Source organism: Peribacillus muralis (assembly GCF_001645685.2).
In the GTDB taxonomy this organism is placed as follows: Bacteria; Bacillota; Bacilli; order Bacillales; family DSM-1321; genus Peribacillus; species Peribacillus muralis_A.
Genome location: NZ_CP017080.1, coordinates 435,535 through 461,009, shown reverse-complemented (window position 1 = coordinate 461,009; position 25,475 = coordinate 435,535). Strand labels below are relative to the sequence as shown.

25 protein-coding genes, 1 pseudogene and 1 riboswitch are annotated in these 25,475 nt (G+C 41.8%); of the genes and pseudogenes, 8 read left to right on the top strand and 18 right to left on the bottom strand.

The window, feature by feature from the left end; translation table 11 throughout:
- Positions 1 to 94: 94 nt before the first annotated feature.
- The 6 genes from ABE28_RS02220 to ABE28_RS02195 form a co-directional block, all read right to left on the bottom strand.
- Entirely contained in the window at positions 95 to 295 is a 201-nt protein-coding gene (locus ABE28_RS02220) for a hypothetical protein (RefSeq protein WP_064462309.1), read from the bottom strand.
- A 210-nt stretch (positions 296 to 505) separates the two neighbouring features.
- Positions 506 to 1,345, bottom strand: coding sequence for a YitT family protein (locus tag ABE28_RS02215; RefSeq protein ID WP_061140576.1), 840 nt, complete (start codon positions 1,343 to 1,345; stop codon positions 506 to 508).
- A gap of 218 nt (positions 1,346 to 1,563) precedes the next feature.
- A complete protein-coding gene (locus tag ABE28_RS02210) occupies positions 1,564 to 2,274 on the bottom strand; it encodes an ABC transporter ATP-binding protein (RefSeq protein WP_064462307.1) in 711 nt (236 codons plus the stop codon).
- Positions 2,274 to 3,377 carry an ABC transporter permease gene (locus ABE28_RS02205; RefSeq protein ID WP_064462305.1) on the bottom strand — a complete coding sequence of 368 codons (1,104 nt, stop codon included), beginning with the start codon at positions 3,375 to 3,377 and terminating at the stop codon, positions 2,274 to 2,276. Before ABE28_RS02205 ends, ABE28_RS02210 begins: the two co-directional genes overlap by 1 nt.
- 99 nt (positions 3,378 to 3,476) lie before the next feature.
- Positions 3,477 to 4,856 (bottom strand): sensor histidine kinase, encoded by a 1,380-nt coding sequence (locus ABE28_RS02200; RefSeq protein WP_064462304.1) that lies wholly within the window; start codon positions 4,854 to 4,856, stop codon positions 3,477 to 3,479.
- Positions 4,853 to 5,530, bottom strand: a complete 678-nt coding sequence (locus ABE28_RS02195) for a response regulator transcription factor (protein WP_064462302.1) — start codon at positions 5,528 to 5,530, stop codon at positions 4,853 to 4,855. The genes ABE28_RS02200 and ABE28_RS02195 overlap by 4 nt, the downstream gene beginning before the upstream one ends.
- Before the next feature lie 257 nt (positions 5,531 to 5,787).
- Here ABE28_RS02195 and ABE28_RS02190 point away from each other — a divergent pair, with 257 nt between their 5' ends.
- Positions 5,788 to 6,762, top strand: coding sequence for a bile acid:sodium symporter family protein (locus tag ABE28_RS02190; protein ID WP_064462301.1), 975 nt, complete (start codon positions 5,788 to 5,790; stop codon positions 6,760 to 6,762).
- Between the two features lie 228 nt (positions 6,763 to 6,990).
- Entirely contained in the window at positions 6,991 to 8,247 is a 1,257-nt protein-coding gene (locus tag ABE28_RS02185; protein WP_064462300.1) for a DUF445 domain-containing protein, read from the top strand.
- A 156-nt stretch (positions 8,248 to 8,403) separates the two neighbouring features.
- Here ABE28_RS02185 and ABE28_RS02180 read toward each other — a convergent pair whose 3' ends face one another.
- The 6 genes from ABE28_RS02180 to ABE28_RS02155 form a co-directional block, all read right to left on the bottom strand.
- A complete protein-coding gene (locus tag ABE28_RS02180) occupies positions 8,404 to 8,595 on the bottom strand; it encodes a hypothetical protein (RefSeq protein WP_064462299.1) in 192 nt (63 codons plus the stop codon).
- Between the two features lie 380 nt (positions 8,596 to 8,975).
- Positions 8,976 to 9,446: a hypothetical protein gene (locus ABE28_RS02175; RefSeq protein ID WP_064462298.1), complete on the bottom strand. Its 471-nt coding sequence runs from the start codon at positions 9,444 to 9,446 to the stop codon at positions 8,976 to 8,978.
- Between the two features lie 12 nt (positions 9,447 to 9,458).
- Positions 9,459 to 11,351: a ribonuclease YeeF family protein gene (locus tag ABE28_RS02170; RefSeq protein WP_064462297.1), complete on the bottom strand. Its 1,893-nt coding sequence runs from the start codon at positions 11,349 to 11,351 to the stop codon at positions 9,459 to 9,461.
- A complete protein-coding gene (locus ABE28_RS02165) occupies positions 11,348 to 11,635 on the bottom strand; it encodes a YwqI/YxiC family protein (protein WP_064462296.1) in 288 nt (95 codons plus the stop codon). The genes ABE28_RS02170 and ABE28_RS02165 overlap by 4 nt, the downstream gene beginning before the upstream one ends.
- Entirely contained in the window at positions 11,635 to 12,060 is a 426-nt protein-coding gene (locus ABE28_RS02160) for a YwqH-like family protein (RefSeq protein ID WP_156775662.1), read from the bottom strand. Before ABE28_RS02160 ends, ABE28_RS02165 begins: the two co-directional genes overlap by 1 nt.
- A 233-nt stretch (positions 12,061 to 12,293) precedes the next feature.
- Positions 12,294 to 13,691 carry a M28 family peptidase gene (locus ABE28_RS02155; RefSeq protein WP_064462294.1) on the bottom strand — a complete coding sequence of 466 codons (1,398 nt, stop codon included), beginning with the start codon at positions 13,689 to 13,691 and terminating at the stop codon, positions 12,294 to 12,296.
- A 263-nt stretch (positions 13,692 to 13,954) separates the two neighbouring features.
- On the opposite strand from ABE28_RS02155, the gene ABE28_RS02150 reads away from it, so the two are divergent.
- Complete coding sequence (locus ABE28_RS02150; protein ID WP_061140562.1) at positions 13,955 to 14,251, top strand: DUF3892 domain-containing protein; 297 nt, start codon at positions 13,955 to 13,957, stop codon at positions 14,249 to 14,251.
- Between the two features lie 86 nt (positions 14,252 to 14,337).
- On the opposite strand, the gene ABE28_RS02145 is transcribed toward ABE28_RS02150, so the two are convergent.
- Positions 14,338 to 15,150, bottom strand: coding sequence for a hypothetical protein (locus tag ABE28_RS02145; protein WP_064462293.1), 813 nt, complete (start codon positions 15,148 to 15,150; stop codon positions 14,338 to 14,340).
- 100 nt (positions 15,151 to 15,250) lie between these two features.
- Positions 15,251 to 15,724 carry a YbaK/EbsC family protein gene (locus ABE28_RS02140; protein WP_064462292.1) on the bottom strand — a complete coding sequence of 158 codons (474 nt, stop codon included), beginning with the start codon at positions 15,722 to 15,724 and terminating at the stop codon, positions 15,251 to 15,253.
- 163 nt (positions 15,725 to 15,887) lie between these two features.
- Positions 15,888 to 15,932, top strand: a riboswitch (PreQ1 riboswitch).
- A gap of 5 nt (positions 15,933 to 15,937) precedes the next feature.
- On the opposite strand from ABE28_RS02140, the gene ABE28_RS02135 reads away from it, so the two are divergent.
- From ABE28_RS02135 to ABE28_RS02125, 3 genes are all read left to right on the top strand, one after another.
- Positions 15,938 to 16,423, top strand: coding sequence for a QueT transporter family protein (locus ABE28_RS02135; protein WP_064462291.1), 486 nt, complete (start codon positions 15,938 to 15,940; stop codon positions 16,421 to 16,423).
- 120 nt (positions 16,424 to 16,543) lie between these two features.
- Positions 16,544 to 17,200: a TVP38/TMEM64 family protein gene (locus ABE28_RS02130; RefSeq protein ID WP_083231915.1), complete on the top strand. Its 657-nt coding sequence runs from the start codon at positions 16,544 to 16,546 to the stop codon at positions 17,198 to 17,200.
- A gap of 115 nt (positions 17,201 to 17,315) precedes the next feature.
- Positions 17,316 to 18,947, top strand: coding sequence for a PAS domain-containing sensor histidine kinase (locus ABE28_RS02125; RefSeq protein WP_064462289.1), 1,632 nt, complete (start codon positions 17,316 to 17,318; stop codon positions 18,945 to 18,947).
- A gap of 121 nt (positions 18,948 to 19,068) precedes the next feature.
- On the opposite strand, the gene ABE28_RS02120 is transcribed toward ABE28_RS02125, so the two are convergent.
- Positions 19,069 to 20,316 (bottom strand): cadherin-like beta sandwich domain-containing protein, encoded by a 1,248-nt coding sequence (locus ABE28_RS02120; protein ID WP_064462288.1) that lies wholly within the window; start codon positions 20,314 to 20,316, stop codon positions 19,069 to 19,071.
- A gap of 279 nt (positions 20,317 to 20,595) precedes the next feature.
- Between ABE28_RS02120 and ABE28_RS02115 the strand changes: the two genes are divergently transcribed.
- The gene (locus ABE28_RS02115) at positions 20,596 to 22,236 is read left to right on the top strand and encodes a copper resistance protein CopC (protein ID WP_064462287.1); all 1,641 of its coding nucleotides are present in this window, start codon (positions 20,596 to 20,598) and stop codon (positions 22,234 to 22,236) included.
- An 18-nt stretch (positions 22,237 to 22,254) separates the two neighbouring features.
- On the top strand, positions 22,255 to 22,902 hold the full coding sequence (locus ABE28_RS02110) for a YcnI family copper-binding membrane protein (protein WP_180319975.1): 648 nt from the start codon (positions 22,255 to 22,257) through the stop codon (positions 22,900 to 22,902).
- 42 nt (positions 22,903 to 22,944) lie between these two features.
- Here ABE28_RS02110 and ABE28_RS02105 read toward each other — a convergent pair whose 3' ends face one another.
- From ABE28_RS02105 to ABE28_RS02095, 3 genes and pseudogenes are all read right to left on the bottom strand, one after another.
- Positions 22,945 to 23,943 carry a S8 family peptidase gene (locus ABE28_RS02105; protein ID WP_064462285.1) on the bottom strand — a complete coding sequence of 333 codons (999 nt, stop codon included), beginning with the start codon at positions 23,941 to 23,943 and terminating at the stop codon, positions 22,945 to 22,947.
- Between the two features lie 302 nt (positions 23,944 to 24,245).
- A pseudogene (locus tag ABE28_RS26175) lies at positions 24,246 to 24,323 on the bottom strand (SEC-C metal-binding domain-containing protein); the annotation flags it as partial.
- A 577-nt stretch (positions 24,324 to 24,900) separates the two neighbouring features.
- Positions 24,901 to 25,470, bottom strand: a complete 570-nt coding sequence (locus ABE28_RS02095) for a nitroreductase family protein (protein ID WP_064462283.1) — start codon at positions 25,468 to 25,470, stop codon at positions 24,901 to 24,903.
- Positions 25,471 to 25,475: the final 5 nt, after the last annotated feature.

Sequence of the window (25,475 nt, the reverse complement as noted above, 5' to 3'; positions counted from 1 at the left end):
CGGAAGTCAGGAATTATTCCTATATGCAATCATTAAAATAATCGGCCGGGTTTATTATCTACCAAAAGAAGGGAAACCAGTGGTCTCCCTTCTATCATTTCAATACCATCTTCACATTGGAAGATCCATATTCATCTTTCAATTCATAATATTTATCGCTTGCTTGACCAAATTCTTCAAATATGCCGCTGATGATCAATTCATTCGTTTCCTTATCAACCACACTGTACTTGATATCTCTTTTCCCAAATTTCCTGTCATCCACTTTCAAAAGGATCACCTTGAACACCTCCATTGTTAATGGCTGCACTCCTCAGGATGTAAAACTTCTGAATTACATGATATAACAAATAATTATGAATATATAGATTATTTTACAAAAAATTTCATGACACATTCAGACAAAATCTGAGGCGATCTCCATTTAACCGCCCTCGAAAATATAAAAAGGGTTTCAGAATGGAAACATTCCAAAACCCTTTTGCCTGCCAGTTAATCGATCCCTTCAGGACTTCGATATATCGAGGAACCCTTCACCGAATACGTCTCGGACATCGTGAATCGCAATAAATGCATTGCTATCGGTAGCTTTCACGATTCTCTTTAGCTTGAGTACCTCCTGCTTGCTAATCACGATATACAAAATATCCTTTGAAGCTTTTGTGTAATATCCATGACCGCTAAAAACGGTAACTCCTCGATCCATCAATACGGTTACTTGACTTGCAATCTGGTCTGCTTCATTTGATATGATGGTAATCGCTTTTTTCGGATTCAAGCCCTCTATAATAAACTCCATCGTTTTCGTTCCAATATAAAGCATGAGGATTGTAAGCATAAGACCTTCTGCGCCAATGATGAAATAAGATGAGAACGCAACGATCAAATCAAAAAACAGAAGTCCATAACTTAAGCTCCATCCCAAATACTTATTGGTGATTCTGGCCAGGATCGTTGTACCGGCAGTCGTGCCGCCCACTCGAATGATCATCCCAATTCCTGCACCGGCAAACACACCGCCAAAAATCGCATTGATGACAATTTCATCGGAAGATATATTCCAGCTCTCCGTTAAATGAAGGAATAACGAGTTGAATGCAACCGCAACGATCGTATAAATCGTGGTCATTTTTGACAAATATTTATAACCGACAATGAGCAGGAAAGCATTGATGATCAAGCTTAAAAGCCCAGGCGACCATTCAAAAAGATAAAATAAAATGATGGTTATCCCCGTGACTCCCCCTTCTCCCAGTTCATTCGGAATAACGAAAAGGTTTATTGCCAAGGCGAAAATAAAGGCCCCTATTACTATAAAGAAAACATCTAAAGAAATCTTTTTCATGGTTATTACCTTCCTTTAAGTATGGTTAATGTGAAAAGATAGGTTAATTTCACTGCTCTATAGTAACATGGAAATCACCTTATTCCTTCAAAGATTTTTTCTTTTCCAGATGCTTCGTCCACTCACCGACTGTCTTCTTTTCAAGACATGAACAAATAGGGCTGCCATATTCCTTGTCTTACCGGAATAAAGCAGCCCCATTCTTTATTTTAACCATTCTACTTATGCAGGTTCACGCGTTTTCCCCTATCACCATTTGTATAAACCTTGCCGTCTATGATATGGATCACCCGATCACATAAATCTAACATTCTTTCATCGTGTGTAACCATGATCGCCGCTTTATTTCTTGACTTCACCTCATGCGCAAGCATTTCGACTACAGCCCTTCCCCTTCTGGTATCAAGGCTTGCGGTTGGTTCATCGGCTAAAATGATTTCCGGATCATTCATAAGCGATCGGCCGATGGCTACACGCTGCCGCTCTCCACCTGACAGCGCCTCCGGCAAGTGATCTGCCCGATGTTCAAGACCAAGATGGCTAAGCAAACCATCCGCTTTAATCACAGCTTTTTTATCCCGCTTGCCAACCAATTCAGAAAGTAGCAGAAGCTGGTCACGTACGTTCAGATATGGAACTAGATTCGCTGATTGAAAAATGAACCCGATTTTTTCAAGCCGGACCCGGGTCAATTCCTTTGAAGATAATGATGTGATATCTTTCTCATCAAGCAGAAAACGGCCTTTACTCGGTGAAAGTAATGCACCGGCTATGGAAAGGAACGTACTTTTTCCTGAACCAGATGGTCCCACGATGGCAACGAATTCCCCCGACCTTACATTTAGGGAAATATCATCAAGGGCTGTCACCTTCTCATCGCCTTCTTCATAAATTTTACTGATGTTTTCAAACAATAACTTATCTACCATCACGAAACCCTCCCTATTGCATCAAGCGCATCTATCTTCGCTACTCGATAGAGTGATAGAATTGAACCTAATGCGGAAACAACCAAAAGTAACAAGGAATATTTAATGACCAAATCTGGACGCAATTCAAAGGGCATCCCCTCTGGCATGATTAAAGTGACTCCATATGTCAGTGCCACACTAATTACGATGCATACAACGGCAAGCAGCATGACCTGGCCAACGATGCTTTTTGCAAGATAAACCGTATTGGCACCAAGTGCTTTAAGGACTCCGAATTGATTCGTTTTCTGCAAGGTAATCACATAGAAGAATACCGCCAGGACAAACGCTGCAATGACAAACAAGAAGGCGATCATCATTGTCAATGTGGCCTGTTCTTCTTTGAACCCTGGGATACTCTGAAGCATTTCATCTTTTGATAGAAGTGTTACGCCATCAGGTAATGCCTCACGTATAGTCTCTTCATCCTTTGCATCCATCTGCACAGCTAGCGCACTTATCGAATTCTTTGCATGGTTTTTCAGTACAGGATTGATTTCCCTCCATCCTGCAACATTCATGTAGACAACCGGCGCGTGGCTGTAAGATTGGTTTTCCGTAAAACCAACTATGGTGAAAACCTTTCCTGACAACTCATCTTGAAATGAATCACCTAACTTATAGCCGACCTCTTTTAAAGAACGATCCGCAACAGCCTCACCTTGCTTCTTATCATCGTAGCTTGTTCCTTCCATGACTTCCGGTGCCAATATACCTCTGCCATTGGTGGCAAAAATCGTGACCTCCGTTTTCTCATTTGAACCGATTTTATTTAAGGTGGCCATCATTTGCCCCAGACCTTCAGCCGTTTGAACTTCAGGTTCACGGAGTTCTTCCAGCATGTCCATGGATATGATCGATCGGTTCAATTTGTTTTTTGAGTCATGTTCCATGACGAAATAGTCAGCCTTCATGTTTTGTATGGATGAAGCGTTATCTGAAGAAAGTCCATTGGCTAATCCTGAAATGATAAAAACAAGCAAAGCTACCAATACTATGATCAATCCAATCAGCAAATAACGTAACTTTGAATGCTTAAGTTCACGGATGGCTAAAAACATGATTTCATCTCCCATTCCTTTTCTTAACCGATTCATATGCGCTTCGATCGGTATGACTGGATTGTACTCAACCAATATGAATGGAAGATGAACGGATGATTACATAAGGGGCAAACGGATATAAAAAGTGGTTCCCTTGCCAAGTTCGCTTTGAACTTCGATCGTTCCACCATGCAGGTCGATCGTCTTCTTCGTAATTGAAAGCCCTAAACCGCTGCCCGTTTCACTGCGATTCCGCACTTTGTCTACTTTATAAAATCGATCCAGGATATACGGGAGGTCTTCTTCCGAAATTCCCAAGCCAGTATCTGAAATCATCACTTCAGTAAAATGGTCCAGTTTTGTAAGGCGGATGTAAATAGAGCTGCCGGTTTCGGAATATTTAATGCTGTTGGTTATCAAGTTCGTCCATACTTGACTCATAAGTCTCTCATCTGCAAAAACAACGGTTGAGGGCACATCCATTTCGATCAACATTTCTTTCTCCCGCCAATTCCATTCCAGCATGAACATCACTTGCCGAATTTGCTGCGCCAAATCGAAACTGGACCGCTGCAGCGGGTCTTCCTCTTTATCCAACGAGGCTAGCTGAAGCAGCTGTTTACTTAACAAAGACATACGCCTGCTCTCTTTTTCGATTATCGACAAGTACTGATTTCTTTGTTCCCTTGTTAATTCCTCTGATTGCAGGGTTTGCGAAAACCCTTGGATGGATGCAAGCGGCGATTGAATTTCATGAGAAACGTTCGATACGAACTCCTGCCTCATCTCATCCAGCCTCTGGATACTATGGGTCATTTTCGAAAAATGCTGTGCCAAATCCCCGATTTCATCACTTCGTGAAACATTCAATTCACTTCCATAATCTCCATCTGCGATTCTTTTTGTAGCTTCAGTCAATTTCGTAATCGGCTTGACGATGAAACGTGTATTGATGATCACGAATAAAAAACTGAGAAGAAGTGTAAGTATTAGCAAAACGGCAAGGAAAAAGCGTATTTCGCCAAACTGCAATTCTATATTCGGTCTTACAAACAGGGCATGTTTCTCGCCATCGACATTAATGGGGACGCCGATGCTATTGATTAGTACATCATCAAAAAAACCGGTAATGAATAGCCCATTATTATAGCTGGCGATCCCTTGGTATGTCTTGCCGTTCAAAACTCCAGAAATCGTGCCTGAATCCAAGACGGTTTCCCGAAACGGCTCCCCATATAGAGTTCCTTCACCCTGCTCATTAAACAAATATATCTGATAGTGCAATCCTGCTATATGGTTTAAATAGGCATCGATATCCTGACCTGGATTTTCCTCATATAAGGAAACGATATCACTCGCGACTTTGCTTATCTTCTCACCATTGAAGGGCTTTTGAACCTTATGGTAGTATACATTGGAAATTAAAAAGGCGATGACACTTGCGAGCACCATGATCAGTATGGTTTGAATAACTATCCTGAAATAGAGTGTTTTCACTTTTTGTTAACCTCCAGCTTATAACCGAGGCCACGAACGGTGGTGATGGAAAAATCATCTGTCCGCCCGGAGAAGCGCTCCCTTAATCGTTTAATGTGAACATCGATCGTTCGGTCATCTCCTACAAAATCAGCACCCCATACGAGTTCAATCAGTTGCTCACGCGTAAAAACCCGCTCCGGGAAACTCCCTAACTGTGCCAGCAGCTCAAATTCCTTAAGCGGCAGGAGCAATGTCTTCCCCTGTATTCGCACCTCATAGCTTTTACGGTCAATAATCGTTTCGTTCAATGCGATTGATTCTGAATTAACCATTCGGTACCTTCGCAATAGAGCCTTTATTCGAAACATTAGCTCCCTTGGCTCAAATGGCTTGATAAGATAATCATCGGTACCGGCAAAATAACCATGTTCTTTATCGATAAGTTGATCTTTAGCAGTCAATAAAATCACCGGCAAGTCATATTGATCACGTATTTCCTTGCAAAGATCCAGTCCGTTTTTATAAGGCATCATAATATCGACAACGGCTAGATGGATGCGCTCGTTCTCCAGTACCAGCGAGGCCTCGTTCCCATCCCTCGCCTCAAAAATGATGTATCCTTCCTTCTCCAGGTGGAATTTAAGCAATTCCCTAATATGTCGGTCATCATCCGCAATTAATATATGTATCAAAGCACCCACATCTCCACTTCATGTATTACCGTCAATATTCTTACAATAGCAATAATTGGCCATTTAAAACAACTTATACTGATTGTAGTTTCATAAGCATGCTAATTTTGTTCTTACAACTCACCAATCCAAACATCACCAAAAAAACACAGTAAGCTAGCGGTTTAAACCGCATGGATTTTTTTTATCACCAAAGGGTTTTAAATATTCAGAATATAAACTATAATTGATTTATTTTATAAATCAGGGAGGTCATTATGGGTTTAGTAGAGAAAGTCAGCGCATTTGCTGGTAAAACATTTACCTTATGGGTCATGATATTTGCAGTCATAGCGTATATCTTGCCTAATCACTTTATATGGATCGGGGCGTATATCGTTCCTTTATTGGGAATTGTCATGTTTGGCATGGGTCTTACACTATCCGCCGCGGATTTCAAAGAAGTTTTCCGGCGACCGAAAGAGGTAGCACTTGGGGTGGCGGGACACTTCATCATCATGCCTTTATTGGCGTTTGCATTAGCACTCGGATTCGATTTACCGAAGGAAGTGGCGGTTGGCGTCATTTTGGTCGGTTGCTGCCCTAGTGGAACAGCTTCAAATGTGATGGTGTTCCTAGCAAGAGGAAATGTTGCGCTTGCGGTTGCCATCGCCTCCGTTTCCACCATCCTGGCTCCCATCGTCACCCCGCTTCTCATTCTGCTCTTGGCAAGCAAATGGGTCAATATCAGCATTGGATCATTATTCATATCCATCGTTCAAGTCGTGATCATCCCGCTCCTGCTTGGATTCATCGTCAAGAAATTTTTCGGCAAACAAGCAGAGGCCGGTGCAAAGGCTTTGCCACTAGTGTCCGTCATTGCGATTGTGCTGATCGTATCTGCCGTCGTGGCAGGCAGCCAAGATCAACTGGCTAAAACCGGGTTGATGATTTTCGCGGTCGTCGTGCTTCATAACGTTCTTGGCTTCATTCTCGGCTTTTTCTTTGCCCGGTTATGCGGGATGGATTTGGCTAAACAGAAGGCGGTTGCCATGGAGGTCGGCATGCAGAATTCCGGTTTGGGTGTAGCGATAGCAACCGCCCACTTCTCTCCTTTGGCAGCTGTACCAAGTGCCATCTTCAGCGTTTGGCATAATATATCCGGATCCATATTAGCCTACATTTTCAGCCGCATGAAAGATAGGAAAAAGATTGTGGACGTTAAAAACGATTCGATTAAAAAAAGTGTATAATGATGAACTTTGAACGTTTAGCCGATTGAAATGATCGGCTCTTTTTATTGGATTGCAAATATTTTTTTCTTAATAACCGGTTCCCCCATTGCTGAAATATGAACTTACACCTTTGTTGTGGGTATTTTTTTGAACTACCTGCTATACTACTAAATAAAAGTAAGACATAAAACACGTTGATGATTCGATAATAGTAATGGAATATCATGTTAAGGATGAGGGAATAAAATGTCGCCAAAAATAAAATCGTCAAGAAAAATAGCTCGGTATTCATTAATGTTCATGGGAGCGGGATATATTGCAACCACTCCATTTCTAGGTTCCTTGCCACTGGATTTATTACACGGAGGGTTTGAGGCAGGACTTGTCGGTGGATTAGCAGATTGGTTTGCCGTCACTGCACTATTCCGCCATCCGCTTGGAATTCCAATCCCCCATACTGCTCTCTTGCCCAACAACCGGAAAAGAATGACCAATGCACTCGTTTCGATGCTGAAAAACGATTGGCTGTCTAAGGAGAGCATTCAGGATAAAGTCAAAAACATTCCTTTTACAGAAAAATTGATCCCGGTTATAGTAAAAGAGACACAAAGTGCCACGTTTAGAAAAGTCCTGATTAAACTTATTAAGCAAATGATTTGTTATATAGATGTAGAAAAGGTTACACCTTTCGTTGCAAAAAAAATAAAGGGATCACTTTCTAACATGGACATGAGCAAGATTCTCCATGCAGTGAGTTCACAGTTACTAAACGAAGAGTTTGATAAGAAGGCTTTGGACCATGTTTTGAAAAAAGCTGAAGATTGGTTGAAGCAAAAACAAACCGGTCACCGACTAGGCACTGTTTCCATGGATGTACTCAGCAAGGTTGAACTGGAGGGCATGCTTCAGTTTGCCGTTAAATCAATTCAAAGCTTGCTTAACGAAGAGAAATTGGGCAATATCATCCAAAATCTTCTGTTAAGTGTCGTAAATAATTTAAAAAATGAGAATGAACCAAATAGAGAAGCATTAATTTTATATATCAGGAAAGAAATTCAAGGCATCAATGATAACAAGGAACTATTACAAGGCGTTGAAAAATGGAAGCAGCAGCTTCTAACAAAATGGGAGCCTGAGGCAACAATAACGGGAACCCTAGAACAAATTCAACAAGAAGCCTTGAATTTCGTCGAAGGTGAACATTTCATGGACGCTTATTTGAATCCCATCATGCAGCGCATCCTTGCTAATTTAAAAGAAAACAGCACCAGCATCGATCAATGGATCCAGAAACAAATCACTATTCTCATTGAAAATAATCATACCCAAATCGGCAATCTGGTCCAGGAAAATCTGGATAAGCTAGACAACGAAACGCTGATTGATATGATGGAAAATGGTGTAGGAAAAGACCTGCAATGGATTCGTGTGAACGGAGCCGTATGTGGTTTCATAATCGGGATCATCCTAACCGGAATCCAAGCCCTGCTTACCCTTATATGAACCATGCGCCAGTTGGTGCTTCCTTTAATTCCCTAATCCAATAGGTTTGCCACTAATATGAAAAAGAAATGAGCCGGCCAAGGGTTCATGAAACACCTTGGCCGGCTCACTTTCATCTTCATTTGTTTGTTTTAATAAAGCAGTACCTTCGATTAGCTAAGGTTTGGATGGTTGATCACGAAGCCATCCATCAATATGATCTAAATTAAAAATCAGCAAATTATTGATGGGTCTGAGATGGGGTATCTTTTTATTTACTATCAGATCATTGACTTCCTCTTCGGTAATTGGATGATTTACCGACTCAAGGTAAACTATCAAACTTTTTATACCATAGGCTTTCCTCATTTAATCACCTCCCACCAAATTCTCCTTATTCAACATAAAGAAAACTTAGTGCTAGCTATTAAATGAAAGAACGCTCAATACTTTATACCCGCTTTTTGAAGAAATAATCGCTTGTTTGCTTTTCGTTTAATGGAAACGGTTTGTACTGGCAAAATTAAGCGCATACCCTTATATGTGTATTAAATAAGGATTTATTCTATTTGAATAAGATTTCCTTTCCTCCATTATCACCACTTCATCCCATTCCACATATCTTCCAACCAATACCTCTTTCCCATTTTCAACCTTATTAACTTTGCTCCATGTTCATGTAAATAAGTAGACCAGTCTTAATAATCGCTTCCTACATTGAACATATACAACAACTCTAAAGCGCAAAATTAATTATCCAACTTCATTAAATAGTCTCTAATTTCTCCCTTTGGAATAACCTTCTTACTTTCAGGTATATCTCCAAATATTAATATTGGTTTTTTCACCTCTATTATTGATTCTATTTCGTCAAGAGGCACTTCTTTTTTAAAAACAAATTGCTCCTGCTTCTCGAATCCATATAGGTCTACATCATTACTATCCATACTGAATAAAGAAATCTCATTTTTATCCAAGATATGCCTGCCTAATGAATAAGGACCAAACTCTTTCCCTTTATAAGTCACTAAAAAATCTAGCTCATAAGCAAAGTCCACTTCTTCTATAGGTACCACCTTGATATATAGATGAGGATGTTTATTTCCTGCTAAGTCAATAAGTTCTTGAAATCCTGGATCTGGTGTATTACTTCTCAGCCTTAACATGTCATTTCGAATATTCAAATGATAATCCTTTTGATTATATTTTGCATATTTCATATTTTATTCACCTCATTTTCTAGGTACCCATTCCATAATATCTCCATCAAATATAAAGCTCATTTGCTTTTCACCAGTAGTTGCATCCTTAATATCAAGGATATCACCATCTTCAAATTGTTTAGGTGGATGATAATATTCTGGTAATACAACTTCTTTACTACCAGTAAATCCTCTACCTGTATATGGATAAGAGTCAGGAGTTGGATCCCAATTTGGGATTGAAATTTTACTTGGGTCATTTAACCGATATTCAAACACACCATAAAATCTATCTGGTCCTCCAATAGATTGGGAAATTCCATCTACACCATGTGTAACTTTATAGGCTGTATTGTTATAATCCAATCTGGCTCCTTCATAATGGTCATGTAAACTCTTTAATTGTATAGAATCATCTTTAACAGCAGTAAAGCCTCTAACACCATTATAATCAGGGTCATATAAGTATTTATAAATATCCATTTGTGGAATAGTTTTAGCCATTATTGTCCCTTTAATTGGAATGCCGATTTGATTCCTAATTGAAGCTACTATATCTTCTTCTGTTAAATTCAGTACTTTATCGGGGTGTAATAACTTTATAAATTCATCGACTTCATAACCATTTTGATTCACTACCTTTTTTATACCATCACTTGTTTTTGAAATTACTTTTGTTGTGGATAAGCTTCTGTTCAATTTAAACTTGTGATCCACATATTTAGCGGCACCTGCCACACCGCCGATTCCAAGTGCCATCAACAGCCCGTTCTGGCGCTGTTCCTCGGTTAGCTGGTTGCCGAACATGTCTTTTCCGGTGGCGGCTTCACCGAGGCCGTTGGCAGTGAGCAGTCCATATATTCCGTATTCGGATTTCTGGAGAAGGCTAAAGCCTTTAGCCGATTTATAAGCGTCGAGTGCGTGGTTCGCTGCGTTCAGTCCTTTTGCCGTTTTGTAGATGGCGCGGCCGCCCTTGATAGCACGGCCGGCCCAGCCGACGACGGGGATGAATCCAGCGGCGGCCATCGCGCCGGCGGCGATTCGCTCGGCATCGGACAGCTTGCGTCCCGTTACTGGATCGACTCCGGTCGATGCCCTGATTGAATCATAATAACCCGTGAATTCCCCTGTAAAGGTTTTTGTCGTATCCCAGGCCTTTTCGTACCATGGGCGGTTTTCGAGTTCTTCCATTTCCTGTTCGATTTTCCGTGCTTCTGCTTGCTGCTTCTTGAAGGTCTGATAGTCCTTCATCTGACCGGCGACCTCATCCTTCACTTGGTAGACGTCACTATTCTTGAATGCCGATTGGTTGAATGTCATTGGCGAAATGCTGCCGTCCTGTTTAGTGGAATCAAGCAAGGCCCGGAAGAGGCCAACTGCCACATTTTCCTGCCCGATTGACACTTCATATTCCTCGACCAATTGCCGGTCGACGTTCTCGACTTTTGTCACGGTGTCATCCAGTCTATGTCCGGCAAGCGTGATTTTTTCATTAAATTCCTGTTGGTCGAACATATCCAGAGGAAGGATATCGTCAATGCTGTTCAGGATCCTTTGGAGATCGTTCGCTTGTTGGTCGACAAGCGACTTCGCTTGGTTGATTCCGTTCGATACTTCTGCATCTAAAAAGGGAACCTCGACCACTGTCCTCCCGGAAAGGTCCGCTTCTTCCAGACTTGCCGGAACGCCTTCCAAAAAACTGATTTGGGTCGTGAATAGTTCCATCCAGGCGTCCGCCACCTCGATTTGCGCTTCATAGAAGCTTTTGATGGCTGCAGCACCGGCTCCCTGAAACTCGTTATCCAGGCCGACGATGCCCTGAAATTCCTTTTTCAGGGCATCGGTTTGCTTCTTTAATTCTTCATATTGCTTGGCGCGTGACTTGGTTGCGGCCTGCAAGCTTTGTGCTTCGAAGATTTTCATCGCGAAGGATATCCATTTGAAGTATGGGCCATGGCCTCGTCCTGCTCTTTTAATAAATCAATGTTGGCACGGGTATCTTCCACATTTTTTTGGACGATTTTAATATATTGTTCAAAAACCTTCTCAAGGTTCGTTTCCCGATCAATCCACTTCGAGGTAAATTCCAATTTATTGCTGCCCAGCTCCCCTGCCGGCAGATTTCCAAGCGTGACGCCTCCAAGCGCCGTCTTCACCTGATCGACCTGCTTTGTTACAGCAGGATGATTCAGTTTGATTGTCGTCATTAAAACAACCACCCTTTTAAATATGATATTTTACTTTCCAATTGTTCGATGAAGGTCTCTCCTTTACCTAAAAGGGCATCCGCTTCATGGGCAATGGTGCCAGCTGCATTCAAAGCTGTTTTCTCTATATTCAACATCGTGATCTTTCCTTCGATTTTCTCTTGGTAGTCGTCATAATCAACATGAATGATCGTAGACATGGCCTTGTACGCATCGCTGCGGGCATCTTGGAAGTCACCGGCTCGTTTTCCCATCCAGCTTCCTGCCAATTCCGGATATTTTATTTTCCCGATTTCCCCTAAGCATGCATTTTGTTCTTCATTGATTTGTCGTTTAGCCTGCTCCAAGCGATTGATTTTTTCACTCACGTCGGACATTCTACCCGAGATGGCCGAGTGAATCTCCCTTAAAGTGTTTGCATGCACTTCGTAATCACCTCAAAAAACCATTCTTTATTATTGTCATATTTTTCATATTTTTTATTATAAGGATTATAGTCTTACAGTTAAATAGGGATAAATAAGCTATTTAAGCTAAATCATTAGGATGATCCCCTCATAAAAAACAAATTGCAACTTAGACTTTTTACCCCTATTTTTCCATTTTTAAACATAAAAAAGGATGCAGCCTGCACCCTTCAAAACTCCTTTCCTCTTTTTCACTTGAAGTCTTTCTCTTCAGCTAAATGAGGAGCCTTTACTTTTTTTCCATGAGGTGGAAATGGATTTTTCTTTTCGATTTTAGCTTGGTCATAAACGGCGGTGCCGACGATTTCAGCTACATCTTGAAGCTTCTCCTTGGATATCTTATCAATCGTATCATCAGGAGTATGATACCAAGGTTCTGAAGGACTGTGGATGAATAAGGCCGCAGGAATACCCGCTTCGGCGAAGGATACATGGTCGCTTCGGCCGCCTTGTCCATATGGAGTCGGCGTTCCATTCAGTCTGGTGCTTGATGCCTGGGCAAGCTTGGTCACAAGATTCATTTCACCATCATTACTCAAAATGACCAAATCTCCTGCGTCCCTGCTTCCAACCATATCGAGGTTGAAGTTGGCAATCGTCCGCTTGATCTCATCAGCAGAGAGGTTGCCGACATAGTGCTGCGAACCTAGCAGTCCGTTCTCCTCAGCGCCGAAAGTAACGAAACGGATTTCCGTATCAGTGGGAAGATTCTTTAATACCCGGGCAAGTTCAAGTGTCACGGACGTTCCCGATGCATCATCATTCGCTCCCGGTGCTCCTGCAACTGAATCATGATGACCTGTGATATAAATGATATCGCTTTTTTTTGCTTTCACGTTCTTCGTAGCCTTTTTCATGGCCACCACGTTATAAGAGGTTTTCTCTCCAGCATGGGCCCCCTCTATTTTTAATGATGCGGTCAAATTGACTCCTGCATTCAATTTTTCCAGCAGGGCTTCTCCATCCTTTTTCGTTATCGTGATAGAAGGAATAAATTGATCATTAACCCCTCCGAGGGTCCCGTTCAATTCGCCATCTGCATTATTGTACAGTATGACACCAGCCGCCCCTTTTTCTGCTGCGTTCAATACCTTCTCTGCAAAAGTGAAACTTCCTCTTTGAATAAGGGCAATCTTCCCAGTGACACTTGCTTCTTCAAGCTCTTCCTTCGTTCCTAGGCCGGCATAGACCACTTCACCTGATGGATTTCCATTCACTGAATAAGTTAAATGATTTGGCTTGATTTCCGCATCAAAGCCATCAATGGATAGCTCGACCCGATTTGGATCAGTATAGGATAAAAAATTGAACTCTTCGATATTGGCTTTATAACCATATGATTTGAATTGCTTTTTGATGAACTGGACGGCCTTGTACTCTGATTCAGTCCCGGCCACTCGAGGTGTTTTTGAGAGGTATGCAATATTTCTGTAGATCTTGTCGACTTCGATCCTATTAACGACCTGCTTATCTGCGGACGCTGCATGATGCGCTGGAGCAGGGTGTGTTGCTGCCAATGCAGTCGTTGTCCCTGATGCACCAAATACCATTCCAGCAGCTAATGTAAATGATAGAAATTGTTTTTTCATAGATTGCCTCCCAGTTTCATAGTTTCACTCCACCATTTTACAATATAAGGAGATTTCTAACTAGGTAGGTTTATCCCTGTTCACCCATGCCGAAAGTTACTTTTTTTACAAAATATAGAAACTTCCAAGGAATTCGAAACGTGCCGAAAGTCAACCCTGTAGACGTATGTAAATACTGAATGCGGCTGGCAAGGAAGTGCCTGGATGAGATTTGTATATTGCAGAACAAATGGCTCACCCTATACATAGGAGGTGTCTAAACGATGGACCAATTTGAAAAAGCCTATGAATCCTATAAACAGCAGGGTACACCGCAAGCAAATCAACCTGATTCAACTGGAAAGGAAGAAATCATTGCTGTCAGGAAAAATGAAGATGACAATATCATTGCCATCAAGACGAATTCCGGCCGCGAACTCGACTACCCGACTGCCCTTTCCGAGGCTAAGGCAGGTCAACTTGCCAATGTTGATGTCTTCCATAAATATGGACGTGACATATTGCGGAGTGAGCCTGATGGAATCAAGGAAAACAATCTCGACCAACTGCCAGAGTTTTGATATCTTGGGGGAGCTGCCTAATATGGGCAGCTTTTTCTGGCATCTAGCTCCAAACACGAGAAAGAACCAGCATGATTGCCGGTTTCTTAATTCTCATATTGATATGATTCGGAGAGTTCGAGCAGATGTCCACAGCACTCGACCACTTCAATGATCTCCATCCATGACATGTCCAGCCCCAATTCATTAGCATGCGATATTTTATCCCGTAATTTCCGGATGGCATTCGCATCCTTCCTTCCCTTACTTTTTGAGGGAATTTGGAAAAAGTGCCTCATTTCCTGATCTTTATGGATAATATCGAACTTGTCACTGATTTGAAGACACTCTATGATGTTGATATCTTCATTTTTATCAATTCTGCGCCGATATAATTCAGTTGCCTTATCCAAACGGTCCTCGCTGATCATGGAGTGCCAGCTACCATCACCGAATCTATGCAAAATGATGTCGCTCAGCCTCATTTCCAAAAGGGTGATATATCCGAATATCAACATCCTGATGGGCGGCTTTTGAAGGTCTGCATGAGTTATCAACTTTTTAATTGAATTATTCTCCAAAACGAACACTCTTGTTTTATTTTTAAAAATATGAAGAAGTTGAATCAAAGGGGTAGAATCCGAAACAAGCTCCCGTGGAGAAAAGCTTCTCAAATACTTCGAGATCCTCCCTTCACCAAGCTCTTCCCTTTCGATATATCCGATGATATCCCCTTGATCTTGCACTGCCATTATATCGAAATTCTTACTCTCCAGCGCCTTCCGTATAACGAGCGCTTCATCATTTTTATGACAGGCCTCAAGCTCTTGGGCTACACTCTTAACCGTGATGTTTTCTTCATAAAGAGTTTTAAGACTAAGGTAGCTACTATTGTTTTTTCGATGACTTCCGCTTAACATCCTTCACACTCCAATTATGAATTTTCTTCACGATCATCTTTAAGTCCACCCTAGCGTAATTCCGTTTCTTAAAAATATCCTTTTCATCCCTGCTCCCCGCTTATTCCCAATCCTTACACACATCAACCCACTCCTTAGCACCTGAATATTCAAATAATTGTGCAAGTGTAAGCTTTATCGCAGAATTCGTACTGCCGCAAGCGGGAAATACTGATTCAAAGCGCTTCATCGATATATCAAGAAAAACATCCAGCTCATTCGCCAATCCAAATGGGCAAACGCCGCCGATAGCATGCCCAGTCTGTTGGAGCACTTCATCTGGAGCCAGCATCCTTGCCTTGAAGCCGAATGTCTGGCGAAACTTCTTATTATCGACTTTTGCATCCCCGGCTGCTACAACTAAAATCGCCTTGTCCCCTTCTCCCCTGAAGGATAGAGTCTTAGCGATCCGTGCTGGGATGACGCCAATGGTATCCGCTGCCTCATAAACCGTAGCACTTGACGTTTCGAACTCCATCACTTCGCCTTCCAGATTCCATTTTTCAAAATGATGTTTGACACTTTCAATTGACACGTCACTCTCACTCCTTCTGCTTCTCTATAAAAATAATATCATCCTTCCATGCAAGAAATCAAAAATCCGTTTGGCTTACATGAGGCTTTGTCATGCAATAACCATTCTTTACACATTGACGAAATAGGCATATATCGACTACTATTAAGTTTCGGGCAAAAACCTATACGTGGTTCGTAACCATCCCACGATAAAAAACTAGGAGAGAAAAAAATGAATAATCGTACCCTCGTGATAAGCGGGATATTGGCTGCCTTATATGTGGCGGTCTCATTCGTGTTTCAACCAATATCTTTTGGCGCGTACCAATTTCGGGTTCCGGAAATACTGAACCATCTGATTGTATTCAATAAAAAATATATCTATGGCATCGTAGGCGGTGTATTCATTTCGAATCTGCTTTTTTCACCTATGGTTCCATTTGACTTGGTTTTCGGGGTCGGGCAATCCATACTCGCCTTGCTTCTGATCATTTTTGTTTCGCGGTTCATTAAAGGCGTCCAAGGACGGATGATCGCGACGATTATCTTTTTCACGTTCACAATGTTCTTGATTGCAATCGAACTGAACCTTGCCTTTGGTTTACCATTCTGGTTAGGCTGGGGCACCACAGCCGTTGGTGAATTCGTTGTCCTTTTGATTGGTGCACCCGTCATTTATGCAATGGACAAAAGAATTCAGTTTGAAAAGTGGCTTTAAAGGAATCATCGCTTCCTGAACCTACTATACTGTAAAAGAGCTGTCTGCATTATGCGACAGCTCTTTTTTCACCAATTAACCTTGAGCTGGTAAACTATAAGTAAGAATGGTGGTGACTCTTTGAAAAAATTCCTGACTTTGATCATTTTGTTGGGTATCGCAATATTTATTTTAACAAATGCAGAACTATTCACTTTAGTATGGAAAAGTGACCTGGAGTCAGTTATTGGCATATTGAAGGAAAACCTTTCACTCACCTTTTTGGTCACATTCGTATTGATGTTTGTTCAGAATTCTTTTACAATCATACCCTTAATTTTGCTCCTGACGATCAATGTCACGATATTCGGCTTCTTATATGGTTACCTTTGGAGTTGGTTCTCGAGTGTAGTAGCATCAGGCTTGATCTTCTATGCAGCAAGAAACTGGTTTCAAGACCTCCTTTTAAAGAAGCTGGATAAAAAGTGGCAAGAAAGTGTTGTGGAGCACGGGTTTATGTACGTCTTTACAGGAAGGGTTTTCCCGCTTATCCCAACAAGCCTGATCAACTTGGCGGCAGGAGTCAGTTCGGTTACATTCAAGGATTTTTTAGTGGCGACGACACTCGGAAACCTGATTTACTTTTTCTTTCTATCGCTAATTCCATATGGCCTGCTTACAGTTGAAATGAACCAATATACGTTAGCTGCACTCGCACTGCTCTTTTTATTATTTTTCGTGATCTACAAACGGGTTAAAAAGAAAAAGAACCAACGCATCTTCCGAAAAAACAGGTGACCACCTCGTCTCCTGTTTTTTAATTTATGATTGTGCATATATTTTTCTTCGATAGTTTGTTAAAATGTGTATGTAATTTTACCATTGCAATGTCTTAAAATCAGGGAGAATCTCCATGTCCAAGCGCTCCATTTTAAGTATATATATCCTTTCCGGGGTTCTTATACTAGTCGTGTTCGACTATTTCTTAACGACAAATATTCAAAACAAAGAAGTCTTCATTCAGCTACAGAGAGTGGAAGGCATTTTCTTTCTTTTATCGATAGGCCTGGTCTTATACCTTTACTTGGCTAAAAGGGAAGAATTCAAGCAATTAAAGGAAGCGGAGCAACGCCGGCGTACACTTATTAACTCGATGGTCGATTTCGTTAACTTCAAGGATGGCGATGGTCGTTGGCTGGAATCCAATTCCTTTGGTCTAAAATTATTTCAATTGGAACATGTGAACTATAAGGGCAAAAAAGACAGTGAGCTTGCGGAATACACTGAATTTTACAAAGAATCGCTGATCTACTGTGAAATTTCCGATGAGGAAACGTGGGTAAAAGGGGAAATCTCAAGATGCGAGGAAATCATCCCCCTTCCAGATGGCCACCACAAGACCTTTGATACGATCAAAGTTCCATTGTTCTTTGAGGATGGTTCCCGAAAAGGGCTCGTCGTCATTGGCAGGGACATTACTGAGAGGGTTGCTGCTGAGAAACAATTATTCGATAGTGAACAACGCTATAAATCATTATTCGAACACAACCCATACCCGATGCTCATGCTTGATTTAAACGGATTGATCACAACCGTAAATCCAAGGTTCGAAACGGTTACAGGCTTTCAACAAGCAGAAATTCACGGCTCCCCCTTCATTAAGCTGGACTTTTCACCAGAAGATGCAGACCTGATTCGTACATCCTGTGAATATGTCGTGGAAAACCGTAAAGGAATAAAAAAAGGAAAAGATATACAATTTATAACGAAATACGGGAAGTCGATCCTGCTTTCATGTTCGTTCGTCCCGATGATGATTGGTGTCGAATTGGTCGGAATCATCACTTATGCCAAAGAAGTCACGCAAATCCGGGAAACCGAAGCCCGTTTAAGAAGAAGCGAGAAATTGTCCATAGTCGGTGAGCTGGCCGCAAGCGTTGCCCATGAAGTACGCAACCCGCTGACTTCATTAAAAGGTTTCGTACAATTACTTAAAAAGAATGACCATCCCCATGAACAATACTATTCCATTATGCTAAGTGAATTGGACCGGATCAATCTTATCGTAAGCGAATTACTCGTGCTTGCAAAGCCACAGGAGCTTCCTTTCAGCAAGCACCAAATCGTCGAACTGATGAATGAAGTCCAAGTATTATTGAAGCCAGAGGCAGATTCATTCTCCGCACAAATATCAACGGCTGTTAAAAATGACATACCGATGCTTTCCTGTGAGGGAAATCAACTAAAGCAAGTATTCATCAACATGCTCAAGAATTCCATGGAGGCTGCCGCCGATCGCATTTGGATTGACTTTGAGCACAAGGACGATAGCATTTCGATCATCATTAAAGATAATGGAAGCGGAATAGAAAAAAAGCGCTTGAAGCATCTTGGAGAGCCTTTCTATTCTTCTAAAGAGAGAGGCACCGGTCTAGGTTTGACGGTCAGTTGCAGGATCATTGAGGCACACGGAGGAAAGGTCCGTTTTAACAGCGAGCCGGATCGAGGAACCGAAGTCGAAATCATTTTACCTTACAAAGCGTAGGACAAGCATTGGAACTTGTCCTTTTTTTTATAAAAAACTTAATGTCGCAGATTGCTTGAACTCCATTTTCCCATGCGTCGCCTAATCATTGGCATCCTTAATGTTCGTTATCATCCGCAGACTATTCCTCATCCATTTCCACCTTGATATCCTTCTCGAAAACAAGCACATAGGTACGTCGCTTCCCATCTTTTGAAACGGTAACGGAAATGGCTGTCTTCGCTTTGTTCTTCAACTTCACCTTTTTTTTATTTCCACCGTCATATTCGATGGTTGCCCCATTTGATCCTGCAGCACCTTGTAACTCAACTGAGGTGATATCATCATTGACTTCAATATGGTACGTATGTTCATTAGAATCAAAGGATTTATTCCATGATCCTGTTGATGCTGTCAAACTGTGCAATACAGGTGCCTCATCCTCTTTTTCTAAATGTTCCGTTGCCGATCCCTCATCTATACCGGTACTCATTTTTTTGGTTAGAGGATTTTCAGGCTGCGCTACCTTCACTGTTTGACTGACACTTGTCGGTTTTTGATCATTGAATGAACGAGCTGAAAGTGTAACTGGTTTATCTCCTTCAGTGGAGGAAGGCTTTTCGATTGCCGGTTGCTTTTGACTTTTAACATCCTTAGAGACAACCGCCTCTTCCTTTTCCTGTTTCTTGACGTCAGCCCTTGTTAGCGTAAGCGTGTATGTTCTTTCGTCCCCATTTTCTGCAGTCACGATAATCTTCACTGCTGTTTCACCGATTGGGAGTTCCACCTTCACACCACTTTTCACTGCATCCATTCCATTGACCATTACATGAGCATTACTATCACGCAATGATGGAGATATTGTAACGCTCTTAACTTTATTCTCCACCGAAGCAAAATAGGCTGTCACATTGGGATCGAAGGCCAGAGAGCCTTGAGATAACCCAATCGAATTTAAATGATTATCACCACTTTGAAGTTTTTCGACTTTGACAGTATATGTGACCGTCTCATTTACATCATCGCTTACGGTGATTTCAAACGTATTCATGCCCGTTTGAAGAGGCAGGTTAGCCATGCCATTTGTCAGCTTAGTACCGTTCACGAAAATGGTTGCATCGCCACTTCGGCTCTCGGCTTGTAAAGTGATTTTTTCAACATCATTTTCGGCTGTTGCACGATAGTCTAGTATACTTTCTGAAAAACCTTGATTGAGTGTAGCCCCGTCTATTTCCAACTTTGAAAGACCCACTTTTGTGTCAACCTCTTGAATGATGCCCGTTTCTTCTGCAGCCTTAACATCAGGCAAGCCAGTGATTGTTCCCATTCCTATGAGAGAACCAGCCAAAATCACCTTCATGCTTTTTCCCTTTGCACCTTTCTTAAGCATCCTATCCCCCCTATGATTCCTGCCGGCATAATAGGGTCATAATACTAAAGGAACCTTAATTATTTCTTAATGTGGTGCATAAGCTGCAACTTTCCATTGTCACCTTATTATTTACATGTCTATAATGGCTGGAGCTAGGCCACTCTAACATTATCGTTATTTAAATCCATCGAGCCTTGTAAACTGCCTCTGGATGCTTCATTTATTTTCACTGTTTTTTCACATTTTCCTTTTATAATAAGCTTACACAACCTAATGAAAGGGTGATGGCTTACCAAGATGAAGAATTACTTATGGCTGGTAATCAGCCTATTTAGCTTGCTATTATACCCGGCAATGGCTTTTGGTCATGCTACAGTAACTAGTTCCAATCCTAGCCCGAACGAAGCCATGGATACTCTTCCTGAAAAGATCAGCATTCAATTCAGCGAGAATATACAGCCGGCTTTCCATTCGCTTGAAGTCTTCAGTCAAGATGGGCAGAAGGTTCCAGTTCAAAAAAGCGCAATTTCGGAACAAAGCGAAAAGATATTGGAAGCTAAGTGGAAAGGCACTGTCGATGAAGGCGTTTATTATATTAAATGGAGAGTGGTTTCGAGTGACGGCCATCCGATCGAAGGGACAATCCCCTTTCAATTAGGAGACTCGGCCTCCCTATCAGACCAAGATAATTCAAATGTGAACGCAGGTTTTCCGAGTTCCATTAATGTGTTCTTGCAAGGCCTTCAATACATAAGCTTCGCGGCTCTTGCAGGTATTCTTTTTTTCCGCTTATCATTAACGAAGGACTACCGCCTTTTTCAAGCTAGCGGAAGAGCACGTCTATATCTATGGATTTCATACGTTGGTTTGGCCCTTGCCATTTTCAGCAGTCTCCCTCTAAAGGTGACGATTGACGCTGGCGTAGGTTGGACGGATGCTTTTAATGGGACATATATCAAGGAAATACTGAATGGTACAAACTTCGGTACCATCTGGATCATTCAAATACTCATGTTGATCCTTCTATTTTTAGCTCTTTATTTCATGCTTGATAATCCCTTGAATAAATCTCTGCCCTTCCTTTCTCTAATCATGACGGTCTTCTTAATGCTTGGTAAGGCTTTAACTGGACATACTGCAGCCGTTCCTAATCACGTTCTCGCCGTATTGATGGATTTCCTCCACATATTGTCGATGGCATTATGGCTGGGCGGACTTATGGCCTTATTGGTGATCTTGCCTGGGCTTGCCGGACGGCAGGGTGTTCAAGAGGATAAAAAAATCTTTTACTGGACCATCATTCAAAGGTTTTCTAGATGGGCTTTTGCATTTGTAATCGTGTTGATCGTCAGCGGCATATACAGCAGCCTTCAGCATGTACCGACCATCCATTCCTTGTTCCACACAACATATGGACAACTATTGCTTGCGAAAGTCGGTCTCATGTCAGTCATGACCGTTTTAGGAGCATGGCATTTCTTCAAGAGCAAAACGCAAACGAACAAACTGGGCTATAGCGCAGGAATCGAGCTTGGCTTAGGGATCGCCGCACTCCTTGTTGCAGCTCTTTTGACAAATGTTCAAACTGCGATGTCCTCTCCAGGACCATTTGAAAAAACGATAAAGACGGAAGAAAACAATAAGGTGACTTTAACGGTCACTCCAAATGAGGTCGGAGATAACCGAATTCAAGTGGAACTGGCAAATGGAGGCGAGCCCATTACTGATATTGAGCAGATAACCATCACGATGCAGCCAGCAGATTCACAGGGCGGTGGCGGTGAAATAAAGCTCCAGTTGCAGGCGAAAACTAAAGGGAAATTCACTTCAAAATCTTTACTTACCTCGCCAGGGAAGTGGAACATCCATGTTCATGGTTTAACGGAAAGTCTCGATTCAATCAATGCTGATTTTACAATTTTTATAGGGAATTCATAACTGGAGGGAATTATACTGATGAAAAATATTACAAAGCTACTCATCACTACATTTGCAGCATTATTCATATTCGCTGGTTCGGCGAATGCACACGTTACGGTCAAACCTAGTACATCTGCGCCTGAGGCATGGGAAACCTACACAATTAAAGTTCCAGTGGAAAAAGAAACTGCAACAACAAAGGTGACTTTAAAGGTTCCTGAAGGAATTACATTTGTAAGCTATCAACCTGTACCAGGTTGGAAAGTGACGACCGAAGGCGGTAAAGATGTTAAAACGGTAACTTGGGCAGCAACGGATGAAGGCATATCCGCGGGACAATTCCAACAATTCTCATTCATTGCCCAAAACCCTAAAGAAGAAACGAAAGTGGCTTGGGATGCCTTTCAATATTACGAAGATGGTGAAATCGTCGAATGGAGCGGTGATGAAGGTTCAGACCTGCCTCATTCGGTAACGCAAATTTCCGTCGCTCCAAAAACTGATTCAGAACCCGCTGACCACGGTCACGCCGATGATTCCAAAGCAACCGACGATTCAAAGGACACGGCAACAGCAGATGATAAAAGTAATGGTAACGGAACACTGATCATCACCCTATCCGTCATAGCACTGATCTTGTCCCTTGTAGCCCTTTTTGCGGCGCTAAGAAAAAATAAAAGATAATTATTGATTAAGGTGTCCCTAAATCCTGGGACACCTTTTTTGTTAATATTCCATGACCACTGATTTACTCGGTAATTTAAGGTTCTCTGACTCTATAGTAATCTTGATTGATTTTTCAGCTCTTTGGTCGGCAATGGTTAAGTTGAGCAGCCCATTGCCTTGCGCTTTTTTGCTAATTCCCAGATCTTCCGTACTTTTCACTAACTGTGCATACAGTTCAGCTTCAGTCAGCTTGCGGCCAAAGTCCTGTTCGGCAATCACTTTCAAGAGAGCTGCTGCACCGCTTACATGCGGTGTTGCCATTGATGTTCCGCTTAGTCTGGCATATTTATTACCTGGATACGTAGAGAGTATATCGACCCCCGGCGCAACCAAGTCAATTTCATCATTCGTATTTGAAAAATCCGCTAAATTTCTGCTTAAATCCACAGCCCCGACTTCCACTACCTCTGGATACGCACCTGGATAATCCAATTCATCGGTATCATGACGCCCATCCCCACTGTTCCCAGCCGCGCAAACAACAAGAATGTCTTTCTTAAGAGCCCTTTGAATCAGCTTATGTTCCGCCTCATCCGGCGGCCCTCCAAGTGACAGTGAAATGACTGAAACTGTTTCTTCATTCGGCCCCTGCCAATTGATTGCATACTCCAAAGCCCCATTGATCCAATCTATCTCGCCTTGGCCCTGACCATTTAATGCCTTCAACGCCAAGATGCTGGCTTTTGGAGCCACTCCCACTACACCAACCTTATTAATGGAAGCCAATATAGTCCCGCATACATGCGTTCCATGCCCGTTATCATCTTGAAAATCGCCGGTATTGGTAAAATCCTTTCCGCCAATGATTCTCTCTTTGAGGTCTGGATGCTCTTTATCGATGCCTGTATCGATGACGGCGACTACAACACCCTCACCATAATTGCTTTTTTCCCATACTGCCGGGGCTTTAACAAGCTCGATACCCTCTGGGATCTTTTCTTTCACCGTTTCCATCACTTCAAGAACTTTGTAAGGTATTAATCTTTTTTCCCTTGTCATTTGATTACCCCTTCCTTCGTTCAATAATAAGCTGCCATCAGTGCAGGGATTCACATCCCGTCTGGTTGCCGTCTACCGTTGAAAGAGATGAGATCAAAAAACTCTTCTCTCTTATATATACCAGATTTTTGAAAATAAAAAAGAAGTATTTTGAAAATTCGGTCTAAAATACTACTTTTTATTTCTTTATCTGTTAGTATCTGGTTCTTTCCATTATAGAACAAACGTTCTTATTAAGCTACTCATTTTTCAACATTGTCCAAAAAAAAAGTGACCCATATCGAGTCACCTTCCAAGTTTATTCAAGCTGCACCGCAGCATTTTTTGTATTTTTTCCCGCTTCCGCAAGGACAAGGCTCATTTCTTCCGATAATCGGTTCTGTATGAACATGAGGCATTTTGGCAGCCTTGGCACTTTCCATGATGATTTGCGTTCCTTTTTCCTTCATTTGCTGGTACCGCTGTTTAAATAACGCCATGATGTCTTTGCTGTGCTTTAACGTGTCTTCCGCAATATCCATCGCCTTTTGTTTGGAAATATTATAGTCCTCCAGCGTGAATTGATTATCGCTGAAAGAAACGCGAATCCCAAAATGCTGCCCTGCCTGGTTGTTTTTGCCGGCCTCCGCGAATTCAAGGTACACTTCCTGACAATCACATGTCTGATGCATGCAATAATAATCATATATCCAGTACGTTTTATCTTCATATTTACTCTTTAAAGCAATTCCATCCTCAACGCCAAAAACATCCAAAAATTTAATCGCTTTTCCATCGAGAATCTCAAATGGATCAATCGTTCTCATCTATAGACACATCCTAATTCATCAAAATTTATTCTTCCTATGTATTGTACAACCTAAATCCGCAATCGTCACTTGAAATGAAGGCTGCCCTTACTGAATATCCTCCAATAAAAAAGCTGCAGCAGTATGTTGCACTGCTGCAGCCGCTACTTCACCCGATCCAAGTGGTCAATTGATCAAACGATGTTTTCTTGGCAGGCTTCGGCTCCATATCAGGAAAGCCCAAGTAAATGAATGCCAGCACTTCTCCTTTTGAGGATAAATGGAAGAAGTCCCTCACCTTCTCGTGATAAGTTATTTTCCCTGTTCTCCACACCGCCCCCAGGCCAAGGGAATGTGCAGCAAGCAGCATATTTTGGATGGCACTGTTGACTGCGGCATATTCTTCAGCTACAAGAACATTATCCTTTTCACTCGGCTCTATGCCCACTGCAATGATGACGGGTGCCCTTAGTGGATTCTTCTTTTGCCTCTCAAGTTTGCTGATTAAATTTTCCGGTGTATCATCTGCATTTTCAATCTTTGTTATTTCTTCGAAGACATGACCAAGTTTATTCCTGCCATCCCCTGTCAATACAAAAAAACGCCAAGGCTCCGTCCGATGATGGTTTGGGGCATATGTACCCGCGTCGATGATTTGCTCGATCATTTCTTTAGGAACAGGATCCTGCTTTACGATTCCTATGCTTCTTCTCGTTTTTATAGCTTCAATCGTTTCCATGTTTT